Origin of the sequence: Methylobacterium sp. E-025, from assembly GCF_022829705.1 — a bacterium.
Taxonomy (GTDB): domain Bacteria; phylum Pseudomonadota; class Alphaproteobacteria; order Rhizobiales; family Beijerinckiaceae; genus Methylobacterium.
Genome location: NZ_JAKSYR010000141.1, coordinates 167,703 through 189,895 on the forward strand (window position 1 = coordinate 167,703; position 22,193 = coordinate 189,895).

General features: G+C 67.1%; 14 protein-coding genes and 2 pseudogenes. 8 read left to right on the plus strand and 8 right to left on the minus strand.

The window, feature by feature from the left end; genetic code table 11:
* Positions 1 to 85: 85 nt before the first annotated feature.
* Complete coding sequence (locus tag MKK64_RS21540; RefSeq protein ID WP_243937133.1) at positions 86 to 460, plus strand: helix-turn-helix domain-containing protein; 375 nt, start codon at positions 86 to 88, stop codon at positions 458 to 460.
* 134 nt (positions 461 to 594) lie between these two features.
* On the opposite strand, the gene MKK64_RS21545 is transcribed toward MKK64_RS21540, so the two are convergent.
* Positions 595 to 1,479, minus strand: coding sequence for a YihY/virulence factor BrkB family protein (locus MKK64_RS21545; RefSeq protein ID WP_147844290.1), 885 nt, complete (start codon positions 1,477 to 1,479; stop codon positions 595 to 597).
* A 455-nt stretch (positions 1,480 to 1,934) separates the two neighbouring features.
* Here MKK64_RS21545 and MKK64_RS21550 point away from each other — a divergent pair, with 455 nt between their 5' ends.
* Positions 1,935 to 2,813, plus strand: a complete 879-nt coding sequence (locus MKK64_RS21550; RefSeq protein ID WP_243937135.1) for a DMT family transporter — start codon at positions 1,935 to 1,937, stop codon at positions 2,811 to 2,813.
* Between the two features lie 195 nt (positions 2,814 to 3,008).
* A complete protein-coding gene (locus tag MKK64_RS21555; protein WP_243937137.1) occupies positions 3,009 to 4,691 on the plus strand; it encodes an acyl-CoA dehydrogenase family protein in 1,683 nt (560 codons plus the stop codon).
* Between the two features lie 370 nt (positions 4,692 to 5,061).
* Here MKK64_RS21555 and MKK64_RS21560 read toward each other — a convergent pair whose 3' ends face one another.
* Both MKK64_RS21560 and MKK64_RS21565 read right to left on the minus strand, forming a co-directional pair.
* Complete coding sequence (locus tag MKK64_RS21560) at positions 5,062 to 6,333, minus strand: hypothetical protein (protein WP_243937139.1); 1,272 nt, start codon at positions 6,331 to 6,333, stop codon at positions 5,062 to 5,064.
* A 132-nt stretch (positions 6,334 to 6,465) separates the two neighbouring features.
* The gene (locus MKK64_RS21565; RefSeq protein ID WP_243937141.1) at positions 6,466 to 6,747 is read right to left on the minus strand and encodes a hypothetical protein; all 282 of its coding nucleotides are present in this window, start codon (positions 6,745 to 6,747) and stop codon (positions 6,466 to 6,468) included.
* A 344-nt stretch (positions 6,748 to 7,091) separates the two neighbouring features.
* On the opposite strand from MKK64_RS21565, the gene aat reads away from it, so the two are divergent.
* On the plus strand, positions 7,092 to 7,778 hold the full coding sequence (gene aat, locus MKK64_RS21570) for a leucyl/phenylalanyl-tRNA--protein transferase (RefSeq protein WP_243937154.1): 687 nt from the start codon (positions 7,092 to 7,094) through the stop codon (positions 7,776 to 7,778).
* 49 nt (positions 7,779 to 7,827) lie between these two features.
* Here aat and MKK64_RS21575 read toward each other — a convergent pair whose 3' ends face one another.
* Together MKK64_RS21575 and MKK64_RS21580 are read right to left on the minus strand one after the other, a co-directional pair.
* Positions 7,828 to 8,472, minus strand: coding sequence for a DUF2155 domain-containing protein (locus MKK64_RS21575; protein WP_147729817.1), 645 nt, complete (start codon positions 8,470 to 8,472; stop codon positions 7,828 to 7,830).
* A gap of 344 nt (positions 8,473 to 8,816) precedes the next feature.
* Positions 8,817 to 9,233, minus strand: a complete 417-nt coding sequence (locus MKK64_RS21580; protein ID WP_147844523.1) for an NADH:ubiquinone oxidoreductase subunit NDUFA12 — start codon at positions 9,231 to 9,233, stop codon at positions 8,817 to 8,819.
* A 564-nt stretch (positions 9,234 to 9,797) separates the two neighbouring features.
* Between MKK64_RS21580 and MKK64_RS21585 the strand changes: the two genes are divergently transcribed.
* Complete coding sequence (locus MKK64_RS21585) at positions 9,798 to 13,526, plus strand: vitamin B12-dependent ribonucleotide reductase (RefSeq protein ID WP_243937156.1); 3,729 nt, start codon at positions 9,798 to 9,800, stop codon at positions 13,524 to 13,526.
* Between the two features lie 628 nt (positions 13,527 to 14,154).
* Here MKK64_RS21585 and MKK64_RS21590 read toward each other — a convergent pair.
* From MKK64_RS21590 to MKK64_RS21600, 3 genes and pseudogenes are all read right to left on the minus strand, one after another.
* Positions 14,155 to 14,478: pseudogene (locus MKK64_RS21590) on the minus strand (transposase); the annotation flags it as partial.
* 104 nt (positions 14,479 to 14,582) lie between these two features.
* Entirely contained in the window at positions 14,583 to 17,126 is a 2,544-nt protein-coding gene (locus tag MKK64_RS21595; protein ID WP_243937164.1) for a patatin-like phospholipase family protein, read from the minus strand.
* 750 nt (positions 17,127 to 17,876) lie between these two features.
* Positions 17,877 to 18,620, minus strand: a complete 744-nt coding sequence (locus MKK64_RS21600) for a hypothetical protein (RefSeq protein ID WP_243937165.1) — start codon at positions 18,618 to 18,620, stop codon at positions 17,877 to 17,879.
* 905 nt (positions 18,621 to 19,525) lie between these two features.
* Between MKK64_RS21600 and MKK64_RS21605 the strand changes: the two genes are divergently transcribed.
* The 3 genes and pseudogenes from MKK64_RS21605 to MKK64_RS21615 form a co-directional block, all read left to right on the plus strand.
* Entirely contained in the window at positions 19,526 to 20,461 is a 936-nt protein-coding gene (locus tag MKK64_RS21605) for a patatin-like phospholipase family protein (protein ID WP_243937169.1), read from the plus strand.
* Between the two features lie 210 nt (positions 20,462 to 20,671).
* Positions 20,672 to 21,730, plus strand: coding sequence for an IS630 family transposase (locus tag MKK64_RS21610; RefSeq protein ID WP_243937171.1), 1,059 nt, complete (start codon positions 20,672 to 20,674; stop codon positions 21,728 to 21,730).
* A 34-nt stretch (positions 21,731 to 21,764) separates the two neighbouring features.
* Positions 21,765 to 21,926: pseudogene (locus MKK64_RS21615) on the plus strand (helix-turn-helix domain-containing protein); the annotation flags it as partial.
* Positions 21,927 to 22,193: the final 267 nt, after the last annotated feature.

The following is a 22,193-nucleotide window of genomic DNA, read 5'->3' on the forward strand; positions in this document are numbered from 1 at the left end:
GTGGCGCCCCGGGCAAGCGCCCACGATTGAGCGGCCGATCCCGACGATGCCCGCGCCATCACGCCCGACCGAGAAGGACGTTGTCATGAACGCGCATCGCTTCACGACACCGGCCGGCGAGCGACTCGTGATCCTGAGCGAGGCCGACTACACCGCGCTGACCCAGGCCGCGGAGGACGTGGCCGACCAAGCCGCCGTCGCGCAGTTCCGCCTGAAGCTTGCGACCGGCGAGGAGGAGCTGATCCCCGCCGAGGTCGTGGACCGGCTGCTCGGCGGCGACAACCGCATCCGGGTCTGGCGCGAGCATCGCGGGCTCACGATGGCGGCGCTCGCGGCGCAGGCCGGCATCGCCCAACCGTTCCTCTCGCAGATCGAGACCGGCAAGCGCGACGGCACCGTAGAGACCCTTCGGAGGATCGCGGACGCCCTCGCGGTCACGCTCGACGACCTCGTCGGCTGACGCCGGCGCGAGCGGCCAAAAGAAAACGGCCCGCCTCCCGTTTCGGGGAAGCTGGCCGGATGAGGTTTCGGATCACATGGAGTCCTGGGGCCAACAGCCCGAGGCGGACTCGGTTCCCGGCAAAGCGTCTCGTCCTAGGCAACCGGCGGACGCGCCTGGCGCGCGTGCATCCGCGCCCGCAGCCGGCTGCGCTTGGCCGCGATCACGGTGCCGTTGATCTCGCCGCCGAACAGGAACATCGCCGCGAGCCAGTACAGGAACACCAGGAACACCATCGCGGTGGCGAGGCCGCCGTAGGTCGAGGCGTAGGCGTTCGAGAAGCGGTCGAGGTAGAACCCGAAGCCGAGGCCGGCGAAGAACCACAGCAGCAGCGTCACGCCGATGCCCGGCAGCACCGCCAGGAACGAGCGCCGGCCGGCGGCGACGAACTTGTGGGCGATGATCAGCACCGCGGCGAGCAGCAGCGCGGTGATGCCGATCCGCGCGATCGCGACGGTGAGGCCCAGGGGCTCGAGCCCCGGCGCGACGAGAACGACGTTGCGCCAGATCAGCGGGCCGAGCACCACCAGCAGCGCGAAGGCCAGCATCGCGCAGGCGCCGCAGACGACGTAGCCGATCGATTCGAGCCGGGTCAGCCACCACGGCCGCATCTCGCGCAGGCCGTAGGCGCGGTTCAGGCCCACCCGCAGGCTCTCGACGCCGGAGGACGAGAAGTACAGCGCCAGCAGCGCGCCGACCGTCAGCACCCCGCCGCGCTGCTCGGTGAGCACCCGGTGGACCTCGCCGACGATCGGCTTGGCGACCTCCCGCGGCCACGCGTCGAAGATTAGCAGGCCGGCCTCGTCGGCCAGGGACTTGGTGCCGAGCAGCCCCGCGAGCGCCGCGAGCAGGATCAGGAACGGGAACAGCGAGGTCAGGATCGACAGCGCGATGTGGCTCGCGATCGCCCAGCCGTCATGGGAGACGAAGCGCTGCGCGGCGATGCCCGCGACCTCGAGGGCGGTGCGGAGGGGTTTCATGCCGCCCTCCCCGCTCCCCGCACGCGGGGAGGGGGCTTTGCCGACCACGTCGTCGGCAAAGCGCGGCGGCAGCCGATGGTGAGGGGGCGTCGACGGAGGAGGCTCTTTCGGGGCCGCCCCCTCACCGCCGCTCCGGCTTCGCCTGCGCTTCCCGCACGGACGACGAGGTCCGTGCGGGCCTCTCCCCGCGTGCGGGGCGAGGGGATGCGCGGTGATCGCCGAGATCCTTCCGTCAAAGCGTTTGTCACGTGCGGCGATGCTACCCGATGGAGGATGCGTTTTTTGGGATACGTGATCGCGTTCCCGTCCCCGTCAACGCGTCGAGGGCCGGGGGGCGGCGTTCGGTGCCGGGGTGAAGCCTTCGGGCAACGGCGGGGCGCCCCCTGTCCCGGGGCGGGGGCGCCCCGGCTTTTTCGGTTGTCAGCGCGGACGGCGCGTGCTGCCTGCGCGGCACCATGCCCGCCCTCCTCGCAAACGTCCTGATCCCGAGCCTGTTCGTCCTGATCTGGGCGACCGGCTTCATCGCGGCCCGGTTCGTGGCCCCCCATGCCCAGCCGCTGCCCTTCGTGGCGTTGCGGGTGATCGGCGTGGCCCTGGTGCTCGGCGCGATCGCCCTCGCGCTTCGCGCCCGCTGGCCGTGGACCCGCGCGGGATGGCGCGACGCGATGGTCGCGGGCGTGCTGATGCAGGGCTGCTACATCGTCGGCGTGTTCTGGGCGATCCATCGCGGCCTGCCCGCGGGGATCGCGGCCCTCGTCGGCAGCCTGCAGCCGCTGGCGACGGCGATGCTGGCCGGGCCGGTGCTCGGCGAGGCGGTGAGCCTGCGCCGCTGGTGCGGAATCGGGCTCGGCTTCCTCGGGGCCGGGCTCGTGCTCGCCCCGAAGATCGGCGCCGCCGACCCGGCCGGCATCCCGCCGGTCGCGCTCGCCGCCTGCGCCGGCGCGGTCGCCGCGATCACGCTCGGCACGCTCTGGCAGAAGCGCACCGGCGCCGACGCCGACCTGCTGGCCACCGCGACCCTGCAGTTCGTCGGCGCCTGCGGCGTCGCGGTGCCGCTGGCGCTGCTGTCGGGCGACGGCCTCGCCGTGCCGCCGCTGCTGCCGGTCTGGCTCGGGATGGCGTGGTCGGTGCTGGTCAGCTCCGTCGCCGGGATCCTGCTGCTGCTCGTGCTGATCCGGCGCGGCGCGGTGGCCGGCGTCTCGGCGCTGCTGTTCCTGGTGCCGCCGGTCTCGGCGACCATGGCCTACCTCATGTTCGGCGAGGCGCTGACCGGGCTCCAGGTCGCCGGCATGGCGGTGGCCGCGATCGGCGTCGCAGTGGCGAACCGGGGCTAGGCGAGAGGGCGCGGCGACGGCACCCGCCACAGCGCACCGGTTTCGCCAACCGGTTGCGGCGTTGAGGAAAATTGCACGCGACTGGATAGAAAATTCAAGACGAATTGCGGCTCCGAGCCTTAAGAATTTGCTACGTCCCGGTGGATCGGGCCTATATTGCTCGCAACCGGAAACGTTCAGACGAAAGTGCCAGCCATGTCCGCTTCGCCCGCCTTCCAGCCCGAGCCGCAGGATCTCGTCGCCCTCACGCAGGCCGCCGGCGAATCCGCGAAACGTCTCGTCGCCGAGGCGACCCGCCGGGTCCGCACCCGCGTGCTGGGCACGGACGGCAAGGTCGACGCCGCCAAGCTGGAGGCCGAGCAGCACGCCGCCCACGGCCTCGCCTGGATCGCCACCTACGGCGAGGCGGTGCGCGAGCTCGGCACCTACGCCGCCAACCTGCGCGCGGCCGGCCGCTTCGGCGAGACCGAGACGCTGCTCGTGAAGATCGGCGCGGGCGAGTACCTCGAGCAGATGGTCTCGGGCATCCCGATGAGCCAGGGCGAGATGGTGCGCCCGGTCGGCTCGCTCGGGCTCACCGCCCGCGAGGTGCAGCAGTTCCGCACCGACGCGGTCGAGGCGCTGATCGCCGACGGCAACACCCCGGAGAACCGCGCCGCCCTGGTCCAGAAGATCCGCGACGGCGTGGCGTCGGCCACCGTCGGCGATTCCGGCCTCGACGAGGACATGGAGGCGATCCGCTCCGAGATGCGCCGTTTCGGCAAGGCCGAGGTGGTGTCCCAGGCGCACGAGTGGCACCTCAAGAACGACTACATCCCGATGGAGATCGTCACCAAGATGGCCGAGCTCGGCGTCTTCGGCCTGACGATCCCGGAGGAATACGGCGGCATGGGCCTGCCGAAGATCTCGATGTGCGTCGTCTCCGAGGAGCTGTCGCGCGCCTATATCGGCGTCGGCTCCCTCGGCACCCGCTCGGAGATCGCCGCCGAGCTGATCCTGTGCGGCGGCACCGAGGAGCAGAAGCAGCGCTTCCTGCCCAAGATCGCCTCGGGCGACATCCTGCCGACGGCCGTGTTCACCGAGCCGAACACCGGCTCGGACCTCGCCTCGCTGCGCACCAAGGCGGTGAAGGACGGCGAGACCTGGAAGATCTCCGGCAACAAGACCTGGATCACCCATCCCGTCCGCGCCGACATCATGACGGTGCTGGTCCGCACCAAGCCCGAGGAGAAGGGCCACCGCGGCCTCTCGATGCTGATCGCCGAGAAGCCCCGCGGCACCGACGCGGAGCCGTTCCCGGTCGAGGGCCTCACCGGCGGCGAGATCCACGTGCTCGGCTACCGCGGCATGAAGGAGTACGAGCTCGCCTTCGAGAACTTCGAGGTGCCGGGCAACAACCTCCTCGGCGAGGTCGAGGGCAAGGGCTTCGCCCAGCTGATGCAGACCTTCGAGTCGGCCCGCATCCAGACCGCGGCCCGCGCCATCGGCGTCGCCCAGTCGGCCCTCGACCTCGGCCTGCGCTACGCCGAGGAGCGGATGCAGTTCGGAAAAGCCCTGATCAGCTTCCCGCGGGTCGCCGACAAGCTCGCGATGATGGCGGTGGAGATCAACATCGCCCGCCAGCTCACCTACTTCTCGGCCCGCGAGAAGGACGAGGGCAAGCGCTGCGACCTCGAGGCCGGCATGGCGAAGCTCCTCGGCGCTCGCGTCGCCTGGGCGGCGGCCGACAACGCCCTGCAGATCCACGGCGGCAACGGCTTCGCGCTCGAGTACGCCGTCAGCCGCGTGCTCTGCGACGCCCGCATCCTCTCGATCTTCGAGGGCGCGGCCGAGATCCAGGCCCAGGTCATCGCCCGCCGCCTGCTCGAGGCGGCGTGAGACGACGCCCGGGCCGGGAGACGGCCCGGGCACCGCTCGGATCTTCCCGCCCCCCCAAAATCGGGCCCGCCCGAACCGGGGGCACGCGGAATCGGGCACGCGAGACATGCGGATTCCGGGTAAGCCCATGATCCGTCGAGGGGAGGGACGCGTGGACGCATCCGCTCCGAAACGGCCCCGGCCGAGCAGCGTTCAGCGACGCCCCTGATCCGGATCAGGGGTGCAGCCTCGGCTTACCGCGGCGCCGGCTCCGGCGGGCGCCGCGCATCCTCACCGGTGCCGGGGGCGGCCACGGCCCTCGTCTTCCGGTCCCCGCGGTTTCGCGGCGGACGGAACCGGTCGGCGCCCGGCGACGGACGGCGCGCGAGGCTCACGGCGCGGCGATCGCGGCGACCTGCGGCGCCTCCGTCAGGAGCAGCCCCCGCACCTCGGCGGCCGCCTCGCGGGCCGGGCGGTCCAGCGCCTGCCGCAGCGCCGCGATCCGGGTTGCGCAGCGCGCCGGCGGGCGCCGGGCGTGCCGGCGCGGGCGGGCGTCGTCGCCCGCGGCGGCTCCCTCGGTCGGCGCCGCATTCTGCCGTCGCGCCTGCACGATCAGCGCCGGCAGGCTCGGCACCGGGTGCGCGGCGTGCCGCAGGGCCTCGTCGATCGCGACCACGTCGCCGCCGGCGATGGCTTCGCACGCATCACCGTCGCCCGCCCCCACCGCCCGCGACGCCGCGAGCGCCGCATGCCCGAGCGCCCGGATGGTCGCGTCGTCGGCCCGGCGGAACAGGACCCTGAGGTGATCGTTCGCCCGGGCGCGCAACCCGTCGAAGGCGTCCGCTTCCGAGCGCCCGTTCCGGTAGCCGTCGCGGTACCAGGCGGCGATGCGGTCGAGGGCGGCGGGGTCGGCCTGCGCGAGGATCGGCAGGTTGCGCAGCACCTGCGCGCGGGCCGCCTCCGGGCCGTCGTCGTCGTCGAGGGTCGAGTCGGGGAAGCGGTCGGGCTCCACCACCTCGGTGACGGCGCCGGCTCGGATCAGGCGCTCGGCATCCGGCATCCAGATGTCGTCGGAGGCGACCGCCAGCGCCTCCGCCGTGAAGTCCGCGGCGAGGCCGGCGTCGCGGTAGGCCGCCCGCTCGGGGCTGGCGTCGACCGCGAAGGTCTGCCCGAACAGGCCGGCCTCGTAGGGGGCGTGGAAGCCGAGCCGCCCGGCCGTGCCGAGGTAGCGCGCGCGGCCGCGGACGAAGGCCAGGGTGCAGGCCGAGGCGCATTCGTCGGGGACGTAGGTGTCGAGCCCGTGCTCGGCGATCAGCGCCCCCAGCGCCAGGCCCTCCTCGACCAGGCCGCCGCCGCTGGTGAGGTGGATGCGGCGGGCCTGCGGGTTCGCCGCCAGAAGGGCCTCGACCCGCAGGGCGACGCCGTCCATCAGGTCGCCGGCCACCCGCACGTCCGCCCCGCCCGGCCCGAGGGCGACCCGCGCCGCCGCGTCCGCCGGGGCGAAACGCTGCGCCAGATCGGTCGAGGCGCCGACGAAGGCCATCCGCAGGGAGGTCCGCGTGTCGGCCGAGCCCGCGCCGACAACGCAGGCGAGGCCGAGGGCGGAGGCGGCGCAGGCGATCGCGAACCGGGATGGGATGCGGCGACGGGTGTGGATCGGCATGCCGAAACCTCTCGCCTGCGGCGTCGCGCAGGTCGTCCGATGGCTGGACTTCGGGGTGGGACTGGACTTCGGGGTGGGATCAGGGTCGGGCCGACCGCGTCGGCCGGGTCGCCCGCGAGGGCGCTTCGCCGCTCAGGGCGTCTCGCTCGCGAGGTAGGCGACCATCATCTCGGCCACGGCGCGGCCGGCATAGGCCGGCGGGCTCTCGCCCCGGCGCACCGGGAAGGCGTCGACGATCCTGCGGCCGGCCAGGATGCCGCGCACCTCGTCGGGCATCAGGCCGTCGTCGATGGCGGTGGCGAAGGCGGCCCGGCCGTAATGCCGGCGGTGCGCCCGCGCGGCCAGGGCGAAGGCGCGGGATCCGAATGTCCGTCCCGCGCCGGACGCGTCAAATGCCGTGTCGTGATGGCCCATCGCCGTCGTCCTTCCGTGCCGTGTTGCGATCCTTCCCCGTGCCGTCGGTGCGACGACACGACGGGATCGGACGGGCCTCGGGTCGGGACTTGCGCATGGCGACGATCATGCCGGCCTCCGGGCGGCGTGCTGCCGCCTCTTGGGTTCGATGCTGATGATCCTAGCCAATGCGGCCGGGGATGTGCTTCCAAAGATCGCCGCCCCTGCAGGTCGGTCCTGATGCGGACGGATCGAACCGCAGAAGGATCGCGATCGCCGGCCGGTCGGGCCCGCGGCGTCGGCGCCGTGGATTTGCGCGGCCGCCCCACTGGCGTTCCGGACGCGCGCACGCCAGAATCGCCGCCATGCACGACGGCACCCGCGTGGAGATCACGCCCGAGATCCTTCTCAAGGCCTACGCCGCCGGCATCTTCCCGATGGCCGAGGACGCCGACGACCCGACGCTGTACTGGGTCGAGCCCCGCGCCCGCGGGGTGCTGCCGCTCGACGGGTTCCGCGTGTCGAAGCGGCTCGCGCGCACGGTGCGCTCGGACGTGTTCGAGGTCCGCAGCGACACCGACTTCGACGGCGTGATCGGCGGCTGCGCCGCCCCGCGCCGCGAGAGCGAGCGCACCTGGATCAACGGCCGCATCCGCGAGCTCTACGGCGCGCTGTTCGACCGCGGCCACGCCCACACGATCGAGGTCTACGCCGGCGAGCCGCGCCGGCTCGTCGGCGGCCTCTACGGGGTCTCGATGGGGGCGGCCTTCTTCGGCGAGAGCATGTTCCACGAGGTGCGCGACGCCTCGAAGGTCGCCCTCGTCCACCTGATGGGGCGGCTCCGCGCCGGCGGATACCGCCTCGCCGACACCCAGTTCGTCACCGAGCACCTCGCCCAGTTCGGCGCCGAGGAGCTGCCGCGCCACGTCTACAAGCGCCGGCTCGCCGAGGCGCTGGGCCACGCCGCCGACTGGAACGCCTGGCCGACGGACGGCAGCGTCCCAGGGGCGCAGGCCCTGGCCGCCCTCGGGCCGGGCTCCGCGGAGGCGTGAGGCTCCCCTTCCCTCCCCCGCTTCAGGGGGGAGGGAAAGGGGGATGCGGTCAGCGGAAGATCGCGTCGAAGATCGATTGCGGCTGCGGGGGCTGCGGCGGGGCCGGGGCCGGGCCCTCGTTCGACGGGAAGAACTTGCGCGAGGGCTTCTGGCGCGGCTGGACCGGGACGCCGCGCGGCGCCTCGACGTCGACCTGGCCGGCGGAGTTGACCTGCTGCACGGTCTTGGCGGCGTCCTTCGTGCCGCGCTTGCGCTCGGGCTTGGCGGCCATCGCCGGCACGTCCTCCTGCTCGCGCGCCTCGGCGATGATGTCGCTGCCGCCCTTACAATCCACGAGCCACACGTCGTAGATCGGGTGCTCGATCGCGTGCAGGCCGGGGCTCGAGGCGAACATCCAGCCGGTGAAGATCCGGCGGTACTTGTTCTCCAGCGTCACCTCGTCGACCTCGAGGAAGGCCGTGGTCTTGGCGCTCTCGGTCGGCGGCCGGGTGTAGCAGACCCGCGGGGTGAGCTGCAGCGCGCCGAACTGCACGGTCTCGTCCACCGCCACCTCGAACGAGACGATGCGGCCGGTGATCTTGTCGAGGCCGGAGAACACCGCGGTCGGGTTCTTGATCTTGTCGGCGGAGGCCGGGCCTGCGCAGAGCGCGAGGGCGGCGAGGCCGAACGCGGCCCGTGCGGTGATGCGGCTCAAGGCACGCCCCTCTCGGCAAGTGAACGACGCGGCGCGCGGCCGGCGGATCGACGCGTTCAATACGGAAACGGTGGTGGAAAAAGGGCGCGGCCTCCGCGGGCGCGACGCGGGCGGATAGGGCCTGCAGATCTCGTTTCCGGCCCCTCCCCGTCATCCCGGGGCGCCGGAGGCGAGCCCGGGATCCAGCGCCGCGGGTCTCGCTCCAGTCTGCGCCTCGCGGCGGCCCTGGATTCCGGGCTCTGCTGCGCAGCCCCGGAATGACGGAGACCGGGTCGTCAAAGCGGAGCCGGCCTCGGAGGCCCATCCAACCGGAGGGGAGACGTGCCGGCCGGACTGGTGGGGGGCTATTCGCCCGGCGTCCACGGCACGTAGTCGCCGGTGGCGGCGGGGCGGGCGCCCCAGGAGAGCTGCGAGCCCTTCGGGCGGTAGGCGTCGGCCGTGCCGGTCATGTTCTCGACGTGGGGCTTCTGCCACTCGCGCGGGGTGTAGGCCTCCTCGCTCGGCGGCAGCTCGACGTTGTGGCAGAGCCAGCCGCGCCAGCCGGGCGGGACCTTCGAGGCATCGGCGTAGCCGTTGTAGACCACCCAGCGCCGCTCCGAGCCGACCGAGCGGTCGATCAGCGCCCCTTGCGCGCGGTAGTACTTGTTGCCGTGGTCGTCGCTGCCGACGAAGTTGCCGCTGCGCGCGGTGTAGAGCGCGAGCGACATCGTCTGCCCGTTCCACCACGTGAAGATGCGCAGAAGCGTGTCCTTGAGCGCCATCGCCGTCTCCGAAGCCTGCTCGCACGCGCGGCCGGGGATCGCGATCCGGGCTGCGCATGCAGAGCGCGGTTATGAGCAGCGGGTGCCCGCAAGTCCAGAACCAAGTCCGAAACCCGAGTCCGGGCGCCGGTGACGCCGCCGGGCGGGCGTCGCCGCGGACCGGCCCCGTCGCCCGGCGGCCATGCCGGCGCGGCGGCGCGGCGCGGGCGTTTTCGGGCGGCCCGACGACGCTGTGGACGCAAAAATTTTCCGCGCGAAATCCAGGAGGCGGAAACAGCACTTACGGCCGGCGCCGACTTATCCACAATTTTACCGCCAAGACCACAACATCTAGCGTGGAACCGGGAGGCCGAACACCACTTGTTGACGTGAAGGCCGGCCCGGCGTTAATGTCCGGGTCATGGTTCGGGAGCGCCGATCCGTTCGATCCGTGCGCGTCCAGCCACCTTCTTACCAACGTCGGCCGATCCGGGCAGCGTCGCTTCAGGCGCCCGGATTCGGCTCTTCGGATCTCCGGATTCAACCCCGGGGCGCCTCTGCGCCTCGTCGGGAGAGGTGCGTCTCATGCGGTTCGAGCGTCGTTACACCACGTCCGGTTCCTCGCCTTATGCGGCGATCCCGTTCCGCAAGGCACTGTCCGAGATCCGCAACCCGGACGGCTCGACCGTCTTCCGCCTCGACGGGATCTCGGTGCCCGAGAGCTGGAGCCAGGTCGCGAGCGACGTGCTGGCGCAGAAGTACTTCCGCAAGGCCGGCGTGCCGGCGCGCCTGAAAAGGGTCGAGGAGAACGACGTCCCGTCCTTCCTGTGGCGCTCGGTGCCGGACGAGGCGGCGCTCGGCGAGCTGCCCGAGGCCGAGCGCACCGGCTCCGAGACGTCGGCGACGCAGGTGTTCGACCGCCTGGCCGGCTGCTGGACCTACTGGGGCTGGAAGGGCGGCTACTTCACCTCCGAGGAGGACGCCTCCGCGTTCCTCGACGAGCTGCGCTTCATGCTCGCCAAGCAGATGGTCGCGCCGAACTCGCCGCAATGGTTCAACACCGGCCTGCATTGGGCCTACGGCATCGACGGCCCGGCCCAGGGCCATTACTACGTCGACTATCGCAGCGGCGAGCTGACCAAGTCCGCCTCGTCCTACGAGCACCCGCAGCCGCATGCCTGCTTCATCCAGGGCGTGCAGGACGACCTCGTCAACGAGGGCGGCATCATGGACCTGTGGGTCCGCGAGGCGCGCCTGTTCAAGTACGGCTCCGGCACCGGCTCGAATTTTTCGATGCTTCGTGGAGAAAACGAAAAACTCGGCGGCGGCGGCAAGTCGTCGGGCCTGATGTCCTTCCTCAAGATCGGCGACCGGGCGGCCGGCGCGATCAAGTCCGGCGGCACCACCCGGCGCGCGGCCAAGATGGTCATCGTCGACATCGACCACCCGGACATCGAGCAGTACATCGACTGGAAGGTGAAGGAGGAGCAGAAGGTCGCCGCGCTGGTGACCGGCTCCAAGATCGTCTCCAAGCACCTCGCCGCGGTGATGAAGGCCTGCACCCAGTGCGAGGCGGAAGGCGACGCCTGCTTCGACCCCGAGCGCAACCCGGCCCTGAAGAAGGCTGTGAAGGCCGCCCGCAAGGACGCCGTGCCGGATTCCTACACCAAGCGGGTGATCCAGTTCGCCCGCCAAGGCTTCACCAAGATCGACTTCCCGGTCTACGACACCGACTGGGACTCGGAGGCTTACCTCACGGTGGCCGGCCAGAACTCCAACAACTCGGTCTCGCTGACCGACGACTTCCTGCGCGCGGTCGAGACCGACGCGTCCTGGGAGCTGAAGGCCCGCACCACCGGCAAGACGACCAAGACCCTGCCGGCGCGCGAGCTGTGGGAGAAGATCGGCGAGGCGGCCTGGGCCTCGGCCGATCCGGGCCTGCACTTCAACACCACGATGAACGACTGGCACACCTGCCCGACCGGCGGGCGGATCCGGGCCTCGAACCCGTGCTCCGAGTACATGTTCCTCGACGACACCGCCTGCAACCTGGCCTCGGCCAACCTGCTGACGATGTACGACCGCCAGACCAAGCAGTTCGACGTCGAGGCGTTCGAGCACCTCAACCGCCTCTGGACGGTGGTGCTCGAGATCTCGGTGACGATGGCGCAGTTCCCGTCGAAGGAGATCGCCGAGCTCTCCTACAGGTACCGCACGCTCGGCCTCGGCTACGCCAACATCGGCGGCCTGCTGATGACGATGGGCCTGCCCTACGACTCGGATAAGGGCCGGGCGCTGGCCGGCGCGCTGACCGCGATCATGACCGGCGTATCCTACGCCACCTCGGCCGAGATGGCCGCGGAGCTCGGGGCCTTCCCGGCCTACGAGGACAACGCGGACGCCATGCTCAAGGTGATCCGCAACCACCGCCGCGCGGCGCACGGCGAGGCGGAGGGCTACGAGTTCCTCTCGATCGCCCCGGTGCCGCTCGACCACGCCAACATCCCGCAGGGCAATCTCGGCGACCACGCCCGCGCCGCCTGGGACAGGGCGCTGCGGCTCGGCGAGGAGCACGGCTATCGCAACGCGCAGGCGACGGTGCTGGCGCCGACCGGCACGATCGGCCTCGTCATGGATTGCGACACCACCGGCATCGAGCCCGACTTCGCCCTGGTGAAGTTCAAGAAGCTCGCCGGCGGCGGCTACTTCAAGATCATCAACCAGGCCGCGCCGGATGCGCTGCGCGCGCTCGGCTACCGCGAATCCGAGATCGCCGAGATCGAGGCCTACGCGGTCGGCCACGGCTCGATGGGCCAGGCGCCGGCGATCAACCCGGGCTCCCTGCGGGCCAAGGGCTTCACCGACGACAAGATCGCCGCGATCGAGGCGGGCCTGAAGTCGGCCTTCGACATCAAGTTCGTGTTCAACCGCTGGACGTTGGGCGACGCCTTCCTCACCGACACCCTGAAGGTGCCGGCGGACAGGCTCTCCGACCCGACCTTCGAGCTGCTGCCGTTCCTCGGCTTCTCGCGGAAGGACGTCGAGGCCGCCAACACCCACATCTGCGGGGCGATGACGCTCGAGGGCGCGCCGGGGCTGAAGCAGGAGCACTACGCGGTGTTCGACTGCGCCAACCCGTGCGGGCGGATCGGCAAGCGCTACCTCTCGGTCGACAGCCACATCCGCATGATGGCGGCGGCGCAGCCCTTCATCTCGGGGGCGATCTCCAAGACCATCAACATGCCCAACGACGCCACGGTCGAGGATTGCAAGGCGGCCTACACCCTGTCCTGGCGCCTGGCGCTCAAGGCCAACGCGCTCTACCGCGACGGCTCCAAGCTGTCGCAGCCGCTGAACTCGGCCCTGATCCAGGACGAGGACGACGAGGAGGACATGGTCGAGGCGCTGGTGCAGGCGCCGGCCGCCGCCAAGGCGACGCAGCTCGCCGAACGAATCGTCGAGCGGGTGATCGAGCGGGTCGAGCGCATCCGCTCGCGCGAGAAGCTGCCGCACCGGCGCAAGGGCTACACCCAGAAGGCCGTCGTCGGCGGCCACAAGGTCTACCTGCGCACCGGCGAGTACGACGACGGCCGCATCGGCGAGATCTTCATCGACATGCACAAGGAGGGCGCCGCCTTCCGAAGCCTGATGAACAACTTCGCCATCGCGATCTCGCTCGGGCTCCAGTACGGCGTGCCGCTCGAGGAATACGTCGAGGCCTTCACCTTCACCCGCTTCGAGCCGGCGGGCTTCGTGCAGGGCAACGACGCGATCAAGAACGCGACCTCGATCCTCGACTACGTCTTCCGCGAGCTGGCGATCTCGTACCTCGCCCGCATGGACCTCGCCCATGTCGACCCGTCCGAGATCGGCTCGACCGTGCTCGGCGGCGGCGAGGGCGACACCACCCGCGAGGCGGGCAAGCCGCAGCAGACGGCCGCCAGCGTCGTCTCCCGCGGTCTGCTGCGCGGCTCGGCCGACCGGCTGACCCTGATCCAGGGCGGCCCGTCCGGCGCGACCGTCGGCGTCGGCGCCGGCAACGCGGGCCAGTCGGCCCCGGCCGGCGGCGTGGTCCACGCCATGCGCGGCGCCACCGCGCTGAAGGCGGAGCCGGACTTCGCCGGCCACGCGGAGACGTCGATCGAGGCCCTGCCCTTCGCCAAGCCGGAGCGCAGCGTCGCCGACCGGCGCGCCGAGGCCAAGATGAAGGGCTACGTCGGCGAGGCCTGCCCGGAATGCGCGAACTTCACGCTGGTCCGCAACGGAACCTGCCTGAAGTGCGACACTTGCGGCAGCACGACCGGCTGCTCGTAGGCGCGGCGGTCGGCGCATGTAACGGAGAGGGGAGTTTGGGCCCAAAGAGAGGGAGGATTGGACCCTCGCCACAGGCAAGTTTGGACCCAGCCCCCTCCAAGGCCGAATTCGAGGGAACGACACAAAGTCGAAAGGCCACTTTAAGCCTTACGGTGAAGACACCTCGGTTCGACGAAAGCTGTTCCTAATTATTCCGCAGATACGCCCCTCCGGCAGCCGGTCGGCGCATCACCTCAATTGTGCATCGGCCGGCAACGCGATGTTCCGGAGATCTGAACCAGCAGTAATGGCGGCCCATGAAGGACCGCCAATCTCCTTGGCCGAACAAAACGTGAATACGGCCAAGCTTACTAGGTGGATGCCCGCCTCCCTCGACCGGCCCTCTGTCGGTCTTCGTGCAGCGACGTCAGCCGAAGCGTCGTTCGGTTCAGGCTGTGAAACGGATTCGAAGCATGACCCCGGCAAAAACTTTGCTAACGCACTCTCTGATCTGCGAAAATCGAGATCGGAGTGGGGTCACGATCGCCGCCGATCGTGACCCCACTCCGAAGCAAAATTTAGCTTTTAATTCAACGTATTGAGCCCAGTCCTGGGAGGGGTGAACCTCCGACGCCTTTTCATACAGATCCCCCCTTTTGGCGGCTCCCGCCGCCTTTTGGTGCGCCCGCACGCTCGTGCCGTCGAGGAACACCATGCCGAGTTGAACGCCGCGTTCCTGAACGAGGAGAAGAAGCCGCTCCCAGACGCCGGCACGCGACCAGCGGATGAGAATCTGGGCGCCCCGCCACCAGGGTCCCAATTCCTCGGGAATGGCCCGCCATTTGGCCCCGTTCTGATGCCGCCAGAGAATGGCCGAGAGCGTGCGCTGCAGATCCTGCGGAGGCGTTTTGGCCTTGGGACGGCAGGCTTTAACCAGAGGCTCCAGGTCAGCCCATTGTGCGTCGCTCAGCATCGTCCCTCCTCCATCAGATAGACGAAAACGCAAGCCCAGCCAATCTGTTCAGGCGACGACAGGCCCTAGACGTAGTGCTACGCCCGCTCGATAGAAGTACCTTTCTACTTGGGGATCTGAGAACTTATGGCTTCGTTCATCTTAAGTTCCGGCAAAGCTTTCTGCAGGATCAACGCGATTTTCACGATGTGCTCCTGCGGTACCGATACTTCGTCTTCACCATCGAGAAAACGGCGGGCGATGTGCTCTCCCAGCGCACGGTAGGACTCGAACTGTTCTTCGCTGAATAGTTGATCCATCGTAGTCTCGTGAGGAAAGCTCGACTGCTTCGCCTTGTAGGCCAGCACGTAGTTGGCCTCGTCTCCGGTGATCGAAGCTTTGATGTAGACGAGCACACCACGCTCGCGCGCCCCGCCCTTGGGCGCGGCTGGATAGTCGATCAGCCCGAGTGCGACATGAGGTCCGGCAGACGGCTCAATTGCCCGGGCGAGTACGCCTTCCGACGTCGATCGCGTCTTCTGGCCGATAGGACGCGGTTCCATCGCGATCCGCGTCCCGAGGTCGATGCGCGCGAAACGCTCGATCTGGTTGAGAGAGCCACCATCCAAATTCGGATCCGCTTCGCCGTCGACGGCGATGATCACCCGGCAGCGCCGCTTCAGAAGCTCGTAGATGCCGAGGTTTTCGATGTGGCCTCCATCGGTGAGGAAGACGAACCCTGCCTCGGACTTGCCGTGGTGCGCGGGATCGCGTGGGATGTCCGTGCCTGACTTGAAGAAAGCCTCGCGCAGGAGGCGCCAGGGACCGGGTCCGCGCCACCACCACCTCCCGATTCGGTATCCAAGCGGAAAGGCAACTTCACGTGTCGCGGCAGGTTCGGGATCCTTCGCGGCCACCTTCGCAGCCTCTTGAGCAGCTGCCTTCAAGGCGATGTCGATGGGATGACGAAGCCAGCGTCCCAGCCGGATGTTGAGCAGGGCGATAGTCGGTGAAAGCGGCTGCATCGACGCCATGCCCATGTTTGGCGCTGCAGCCGCCCCCGAGATCGCCATCGCGGTACCTAAGTTGAACCGGTCCAGCGTCGATTGGGCGTCCTCGGTCCGCGCGTAACGTGTCGCCTCGCTGCCGAGGAAGCGGCGACTGAAAATGAAAAACTCCGCATTGCGGCCACGACCGTTTGCCCAGGCCGAGCCCGGCACGTTCAGCGCCGCGTTGATGAGGTGGTAAGGCGTATGCTCGGGTTTGATGTCCGAGAAGCAGAAATCGTCTTTCAACTCGACTCCGGAGCCCTTTCGGCTGGTCAGGAAAGCCTTTCCTAGACGGTCGCGGTAAAGTTGATGCAGGGAGTTCGCGTTCACGTCGAGAAACGGCCAAAAGGCAGCCAAGCCCAACGCTGCAACGAGGTAGGTTCCGGCTCCCGCGAGGGGTGAGCGGCCGGTTTCGGCGATGCCGTCGAAGAGATTACGCAGCGTCGGCGGAGCATGAGACCAGCCGTACGCGATCACGTCGATACAATCATCGAAGGGGGCGACATGGTCACCGCAGGCCGCGACGGCCGTCCCCCAGAAGGCGAGTTGCATCGTGAAGAGCCACAGCAGGGCTGGGAGGAAGGCGGCGACGAGGATGAGCGCCGCCCGACTGGCGAGGGTCTTGGCGAAGGCACCGAACCCCTTCGACCCGTCGCTGACGGCCTGGGAAGCGATGCGACGGAGGAATGGCAGAAGCACCGCCACGACGGGCGCCAGAGCCGCGACCAGCTTCGTGGACGACGCGAATGCCTCGACGAAGACCTGCGCAATGGATCGCCCGGACGCCGTAGAGTGTGAGGGCGTCGCGTAGATGCTGCCGCCCACTCGCTCGAAGAAGAATTTCAGCGCGAGAATGTGGAATTCCGCGGCGGCAAGTAGCACGAGAATACAGAGCACGAAGCCGGCCAGAGCCGCCACCGCGTAGCGGACACGGCGCCCGAGCAATCCGCTAATCGACACGCCGACCGCGTAGAGGGCGAGTAGCGTCGTGGCGAGCGCCGCCGCCGTGATCGCGAGGGGGAAGCGGATCGCTCCTTCGAGCCCATGCACGGAGCCGACACTCCAGGAAGCTCGCCCCAGTTCCGCGGTACTTGGGTTGAGGGCTACGAGGCACGCGGCGGCGAGAAGGAGGAATGGCAGAATGATGATCGCGTTCGTCACGAGGCCACGAAGGTACACGGCGATTCCGGCGGCTGTGCCGAGGAAGCCGCCCTGCAAGAGGTAGCGTGAGTTGTCGCGAAGGTGACGCGTCTCGGGGGTTTCGCCCGCGTCGTCGCCGCTTTTCTCGAACGGGAACTGCCCGTCGTGAAGCGACATGCCGATGGTCGTAGCGGTACCGATGTAACCGCCACCGGACACGGTCGAAAGGTAGTCGATGCGCCGGATGATACCCTTTCGGTTGAGCCCTTGCATGACGCCGAGAGAGAACGATGCCGAGCGGATTCCTCCACCCGAGAGCGCGAGCCCGTTCAACTCATTCTTCACCGTCGGCGTCGACGTGAAATCGGGGGGACGCAGCCGGCTCTTGCGCTGAGCGAGATCTTCGCATTCTGCAGCGAAGACCTCGGTAAACTCTGCAACGCCCCCGGGACGAGAGACCCGATCTGCCTGGTCTGCCATTCTCGATCCCCTTGTTGTCCCGCGCCGACAAACGATCGACGACGAAACCACCGAATTGGGCTTCGTCACGAGGGCTTGAAGACCGGTAGTGGCACCACTACCAAATTTGCTGTATCGCCGAGAAGATTCCGGACGTCGAACCGATTAAAAACGGAACGTAGCAAGGACTCCGCGTCCGCGACAAGACCGGACAGTTTGTCGTGCGCTGGGATCAGCTCAACAGTCGTAGGGTAGCGAGACCCTGATAGGGACTGATTCGAAGAATCGCATTCGCCGCTCCAACGGCACGAGAGTTCAGGAACCGTAGCCCGGTTTCCTCGCGTCGCGAGGGTGTCGCAATTCGGCGATCTGAGCGTGAATACGCGAGACGATCATCAAGTCTCCGTCCGGCATCGACATGTGCAAACTCGATTGTGGGAGGACCGATCGAGCGAAAACCTTGGGATCTGGTTGCCGATGCGCTGAGATGGCGTCGGGACGAAGTGGGCGACCCTCGTTTCTCGGTGGAACGACGTCCCATTTTTTTGCCCGACCTGTACATGCCCCGCCGTCCAACGAGGAGAGGATCGCGACGGCGTCGGACCATTCCCTGCTTGGTCACTTTCGACGGGTGACGGCCGGCTTACGGATCTTCGATGTGGGCCACGTGGCCGACCACCTTGCCAAGCGGCCCACAAGCCTGGGCAGCGCCGATCCGAGCCGCGGTTCCGCCGCTCGCTGGTCGAGCCTCCCCGGACGTAGGCGCTCACGCTACTTGGTGGCGGCCACCGTCACGTTTACCGTGCTGCCGTTGGTGGCGGACTTTTGAGAGGGGGCGGCCGAGGGTCCAGGCTTCAGAAGCCGGCCCGATAGGATGCTCCCCATCAGTTTCTTGCAGACCACCTCCGACAGAAGCGGGTTCGTGCGGGCCGCGCCGCGTCGAGTCGGGTCGTGTTCGCTGATGCAACTGACGAGGAGCGCCGACAGCGCAGTTTCCTGAGCTGAGAACCTCGGCGCCGCGGAGCCCGCGGTGCCCGTTCCAGCCAGCGCGACAAGTAGGTTGCCGTATTGGCTCAGGATCAGTGCGTAGGCATCCTGACCGATCACGCCGTTCGCGTACGCTCGGCAAGCCTCCGACAGACCGTCGCGCAGGGCGAGCACACCCGCGGTTCGACCCTCCAGCCCCGTCGCCGTCTCGGCCGAAGTCGACGTGAACCCCCCTGCGCCCGTGTTTCCTGAGATGCCGACGCTCGCATTGGCCGCTAGCGCACGCCCGAAGGCGATCGCCACGTCCGGGCTCGGCTCACTACACACGGTCGGCAGAACGAGAAACTCGCCGGTTTGGCCATCGAAGATCTGGCGATCCCTCTCGGAGATCGTGCGGAGATTTGGACCGAGGACCGCGGCCGAACGAACCGACCCCAGTTCGAAGCCGACAGGCGCGATATTTGGGTCGGCACAGGATGCCAAAACGAGACTCGATGCGACGAGTACGGCAAAGCGCATGGAAGGCATGTCGAGGCATCCAGTGGAATATTGGGAAGAGTCGATACGTCGGGGCGATTCACGCGTCTTTCCTCAATGCAATCCTTTCGCGCGCTCTATCGCTTGCCTCCTCGGAACTCACAACCTGTTTGAATTCGGATCGTCAATCCCGAGTGTATCTAGATACATATTGTTACTGCAAAAAATATCAACTTCCGATGCAATATTGTCCACAGACCGGCATTCCGTGTCCTATGGTCGACCCCACCGCCTTTTTCCCCAACCCCCACACCCTTGATCTGGTTACGGTCGCACGACAAGCGGGAGCGATCGGTCCTACGGCGATGGTTCCTACGTCAAGGTCGAGTCGGCATTGACAGGCTGAAGGCCGACGCGGTGGTTCTATAGCGGCGTATGCCAACCGCTTTTCGAAGGCTGGCGTTCTGGACGGCCCAGGGACGTCGTCTCGATTCACTACTGCGATCGGGAATATGTAGCCGCCGCCGACCGCGGCTTGACAATAGCCGATGACGGAATCGACCCGTTTTGTCAGGGTTTTGCCGGCTGGAGCCAGGTCTTCGGGTGGATAAAGCGGTGGTGAGCACTGCTCTTCCCTTAAATGCGCCGTCTCACACGGCCTCGTCGAGTTGCGAAATCGCGCCGACATCCCGCTCACGCCCCGACTGACGGAACAAGCTCCCGGTATCAGTCCGGAAATTCAAACTAAATTCAATTTGCTTATTATTTGATGCCGTCGCTTGATTTCTGCCCTGAAAAAAGCTTCTATCGCGATCAATTCAATCCCACTTAAGATTGAGATTTGGGTAATGAGAAGACCTAGGACAAAATCTAACAGACGCCTGGTTCTATCTATCGATGGAGGTGGAGTTCGCGGCCTTATTCCCGCTATAATACTTCGGGATTTTGAGTAAAAATTGATCAGCCGCAATAAAAAACTGCCGCTGGCATCGTATTTCGATCTGATAGCTGGGACGTCCACCGGTGGAATTATCGCTATCGGCCTGTGTGCTTCCGATCCGAGAAACGCTATGGTACCAGCTTGCGACGCGTCAAAGTTGGTGGAACTGTACAAATATAAATCGTCAGAAATCTTCGGAACGATCAAAGATGCGAACATGTTTGCAAACTTGATTTTTCCAACGAAAAAATATTCCAGCGACCCTCTCGAAAAAATCCTTCTAGATATGCTTGGTGACAGCAAAAGCCAGGATGCGCTCTCCAACTTCCTCGTCACGGCGTACGAAATCGAACAACGTACGCCTAAAGTATTTACAAACATAAGGAGCGATAAACTCGAGAAAAACTACTTTATGAGAGATCTCGCGCGGGCAACTTCCGCCGCGCCGACGTTTTTCGATCCCGCAAGGATCGATAAGTTGCATAAGAGGGGAGAAATCCAGAGCCTCATGGATGGTGGCATATTCGCATCCAACCCATCTATGGTCGCCCTAATGCATACCATGAGATTGGGCTGGGATCAGGAAACAGTACATATCTTATCTTTGGGTACGGGGAATGAGGCGCGACCTTATTTTTATCATGAAGTGACGCAATGGAATAGCTTCAATTGGGTCTCACCAAGCCGAGGCGTTCCCATAGTTTCAATGCTAATGCAAAGTCAGTCGAAAGTTGCAGATGAATATTTAAATCTCGTAATGAATAAGGAATTGACCGACATATCTAAGAAGAGATACTTAAGAATAGACGGACACCTTTTGCGAGGTTTAGGCAGCGATGCGTTGGACGATACATCACCAGCGAATCTAAAAGAGTTGGAAAGCTTCGCCGGGCTTCTCCTCAGTGACGCCAACAATCAAGCCGTTCTTAACAAATTCGCAGATATGGCTTGAGCTTACAATTAAGAGCTTTGTTGGGAAAACTCTCTGCGGGATAAAGATCGTCGCTGAGAGGAACAGGCAAATCGGCGCCGAATTCGAGGCCATCAAGTCGCCGAGGTTGAAGCGCCGGCCTATCGGAGGAGAGGATCGAGTACCATTGGCACTAGTGCAGTGACGCGGACGGAGGATTCACGCACACGGTGAGGCATGCGAGTCTGGGCAATGGCTCAGACGGTCTGTGTGCTTCTCGATCCGAGCGACGCGGCCCGGCTGGCTACGATTGTCGGTGACCGCTCCCGTCCGCTCAAGCACATCCAGCGCGCCCGCATGGTCCTGCTCTCGGCCGAGCGCTTGAGCGTCCAGGACGTTGCTCGGCGGGCAGGCCTCAGCCGCCCGGCGGTGTGGCGCTGGCAACGGCGTTACGCCGAGGCGGGCGTCGAAGGTCTGCTGCGCGACAAGACGCGTCCGCCTGGCACCCCGCCCGATTCGACCGAAACGGTGGCCGAGGTGCTGGCGCCGACCTGCTCGGAACCGCCGGGCGAGGTCACGCACTGGACCGGCCGTGCCGTGGCCCGCGCCGTTGGGATCTCGTTGCGCGCCGTGCAGCGGATCTGGGATGCTCACCGCCTCCACCCGCATCGGCTACGCACATTCAAACGGTCGCGCGATCCCGCCTTCGCCGCCAAGGTCGAGGATGTCGTTGGCCTTTACATGGACCCGCCCGCCCACGCGGTGGTGCTGTCCATCGACGAGAAGAGCCAGATCCAGGCGCTGGAGCGCACCCGCCCCGACCATCCGCTCGCCCCCGGCCATCCCGCCGCCCAGACCCACGACTATACCCGTCACGGCACCACGACGCTGTTTGCAGCCCTCGACGTCCTAGCGGGCACCGTGCTCGGCCGCTGCATGCAGCGCCACCGTAACGGTGAGTTCATCCGGTTCCTCAACGCCGTCGAGGCCGCCGTCCCGCCCGGCAAGGCGATCCACGCAATCCTCAACAACGTCGCCACCCACAAGCATCCGAAGGTGCGCGCCTGGCTCGCCCGCCACCCGCGCTGGACCTTCCACTTCACCCCGACCTCGGCCTCGTGGCTCAACGCCGTCGCGGGCTTCTTCTCGGCGCTGACCCGTCGTCGGTTGCGACGCGGCTCCTGCACCAGAGTCGTCGATCTGCAGGCCGCCATCAAACGCTACATCGCCGAGCACGACCAGCAAGCCAGACCTTTCGTCTGGACCAAACCCGCCACCGACATCCTCGCCGCCGTCAGCCGAGCCCCCTGAACCATCCGTCTGAGTCAGTGCGCTAGCCCAACGGCTCCTAGCTGAAGCCGATCCGCGCGGCGTCGTTGCCCTGACCCATCAGAAGCTGGCTAACGACGTCGGCAGCGTGCGCGAGGTGGTGAGCCGCATCCTGGGACAATGGGCCGAGACAGGCCTGATCGAACTCCGTTGCGGCGCGGTCGAGATTGTGGAATGAACAAGCTTGGCGGCCGCCGCCCGGCGGTGATGATGGGCGCGCGCACCGTCCGATTCCGGGCGAAGTCGAAGGTCTAACCGCCACCTCAAGCCGAATTTGCCGGGGGGCCGACGAATGCCGGCTCCCATGAAGCACCAACGGCTGTCTGGGTGGCCGCGTTGGTGCGGCAGAGCGGCGGTGAGGAGCGGCGCGCGCAGAGTCCGATGCCGGGCGAAGAGTAGGGTCTGATCGCCACCTGTAGCCGAAGTTGCCGGGGGGCTGACGAAC

Excerpts from the sequence above, each read along its gene's own strand:
- aat (WP_243937154.1), top strand. The coding sequence starts at position 7,092 with ATGCACGACGGCACCCGCGTGGAGATCACGCCCGAGATCCTTCTCAAG.
- MKK64_RS21565 (WP_243937141.1), bottom strand. The coding sequence starts at position 6,747 with ATGGGCCATCACGACACGGCATTTGACGCGTCCGGCGCGGGACGGACA.
- MKK64_RS21600 (WP_243937165.1), bottom strand. The coding sequence starts at position 18,620 with ATGCCTTCCATGCGCTTTGCCGTACTCGTCGCATCGAGTCTCGTTTTG.
- MKK64_RS21540 (WP_243937133.1), top strand. The coding sequence starts at position 86 with ATGAACGCGCATCGCTTCACGACACCGGCCGGCGAGCGACTCGTGATC.
- MKK64_RS21585 (WP_243937156.1), top strand. The coding sequence starts at position 9,798 with ATGCGGTTCGAGCGTCGTTACACCACGTCCGGTTCCTCGCCTTATGCG.
- MKK64_RS21545 (WP_147844290.1), bottom strand. The coding sequence starts at position 1,479 with ATGAAACCCCTCCGCACCGCCCTCGAGGTCGCGGGCATCGCCGCGCAG.
- MKK64_RS21560 (WP_243937139.1), bottom strand. The coding sequence starts at position 6,333 with ATGCCGATCCACACCCGTCGCCGCATCCCATCCCGGTTCGCGATCGCC.
- MKK64_RS21550 (WP_243937135.1), top strand. The coding sequence starts at position 1,935 with ATGCCCGCCCTCCTCGCAAACGTCCTGATCCCGAGCCTGTTCGTCCTG.
- MKK64_RS21610 (WP_243937171.1), top strand. The coding sequence starts at position 20,672 with ATGGCTCAGACGGTCTGTGTGCTTCTCGATCCGAGCGACGCGGCCCGG.
- MKK64_RS21595 (WP_243937164.1), bottom strand. The coding sequence starts at position 17,126 with ATGGCAGACCAGGCAGATCGGGTCTCTCGTCCCGGGGGCGTTGCAGAG.
- MKK64_RS21580 (WP_147844523.1), bottom strand. The coding sequence starts at position 9,233 with ATGGCGCTCAAGGACACGCTTCTGCGCATCTTCACGTGGTGGAACGGG.
- MKK64_RS21555 (WP_243937137.1), top strand. The coding sequence starts at position 3,009 with ATGTCCGCTTCGCCCGCCTTCCAGCCCGAGCCGCAGGATCTCGTCGCC.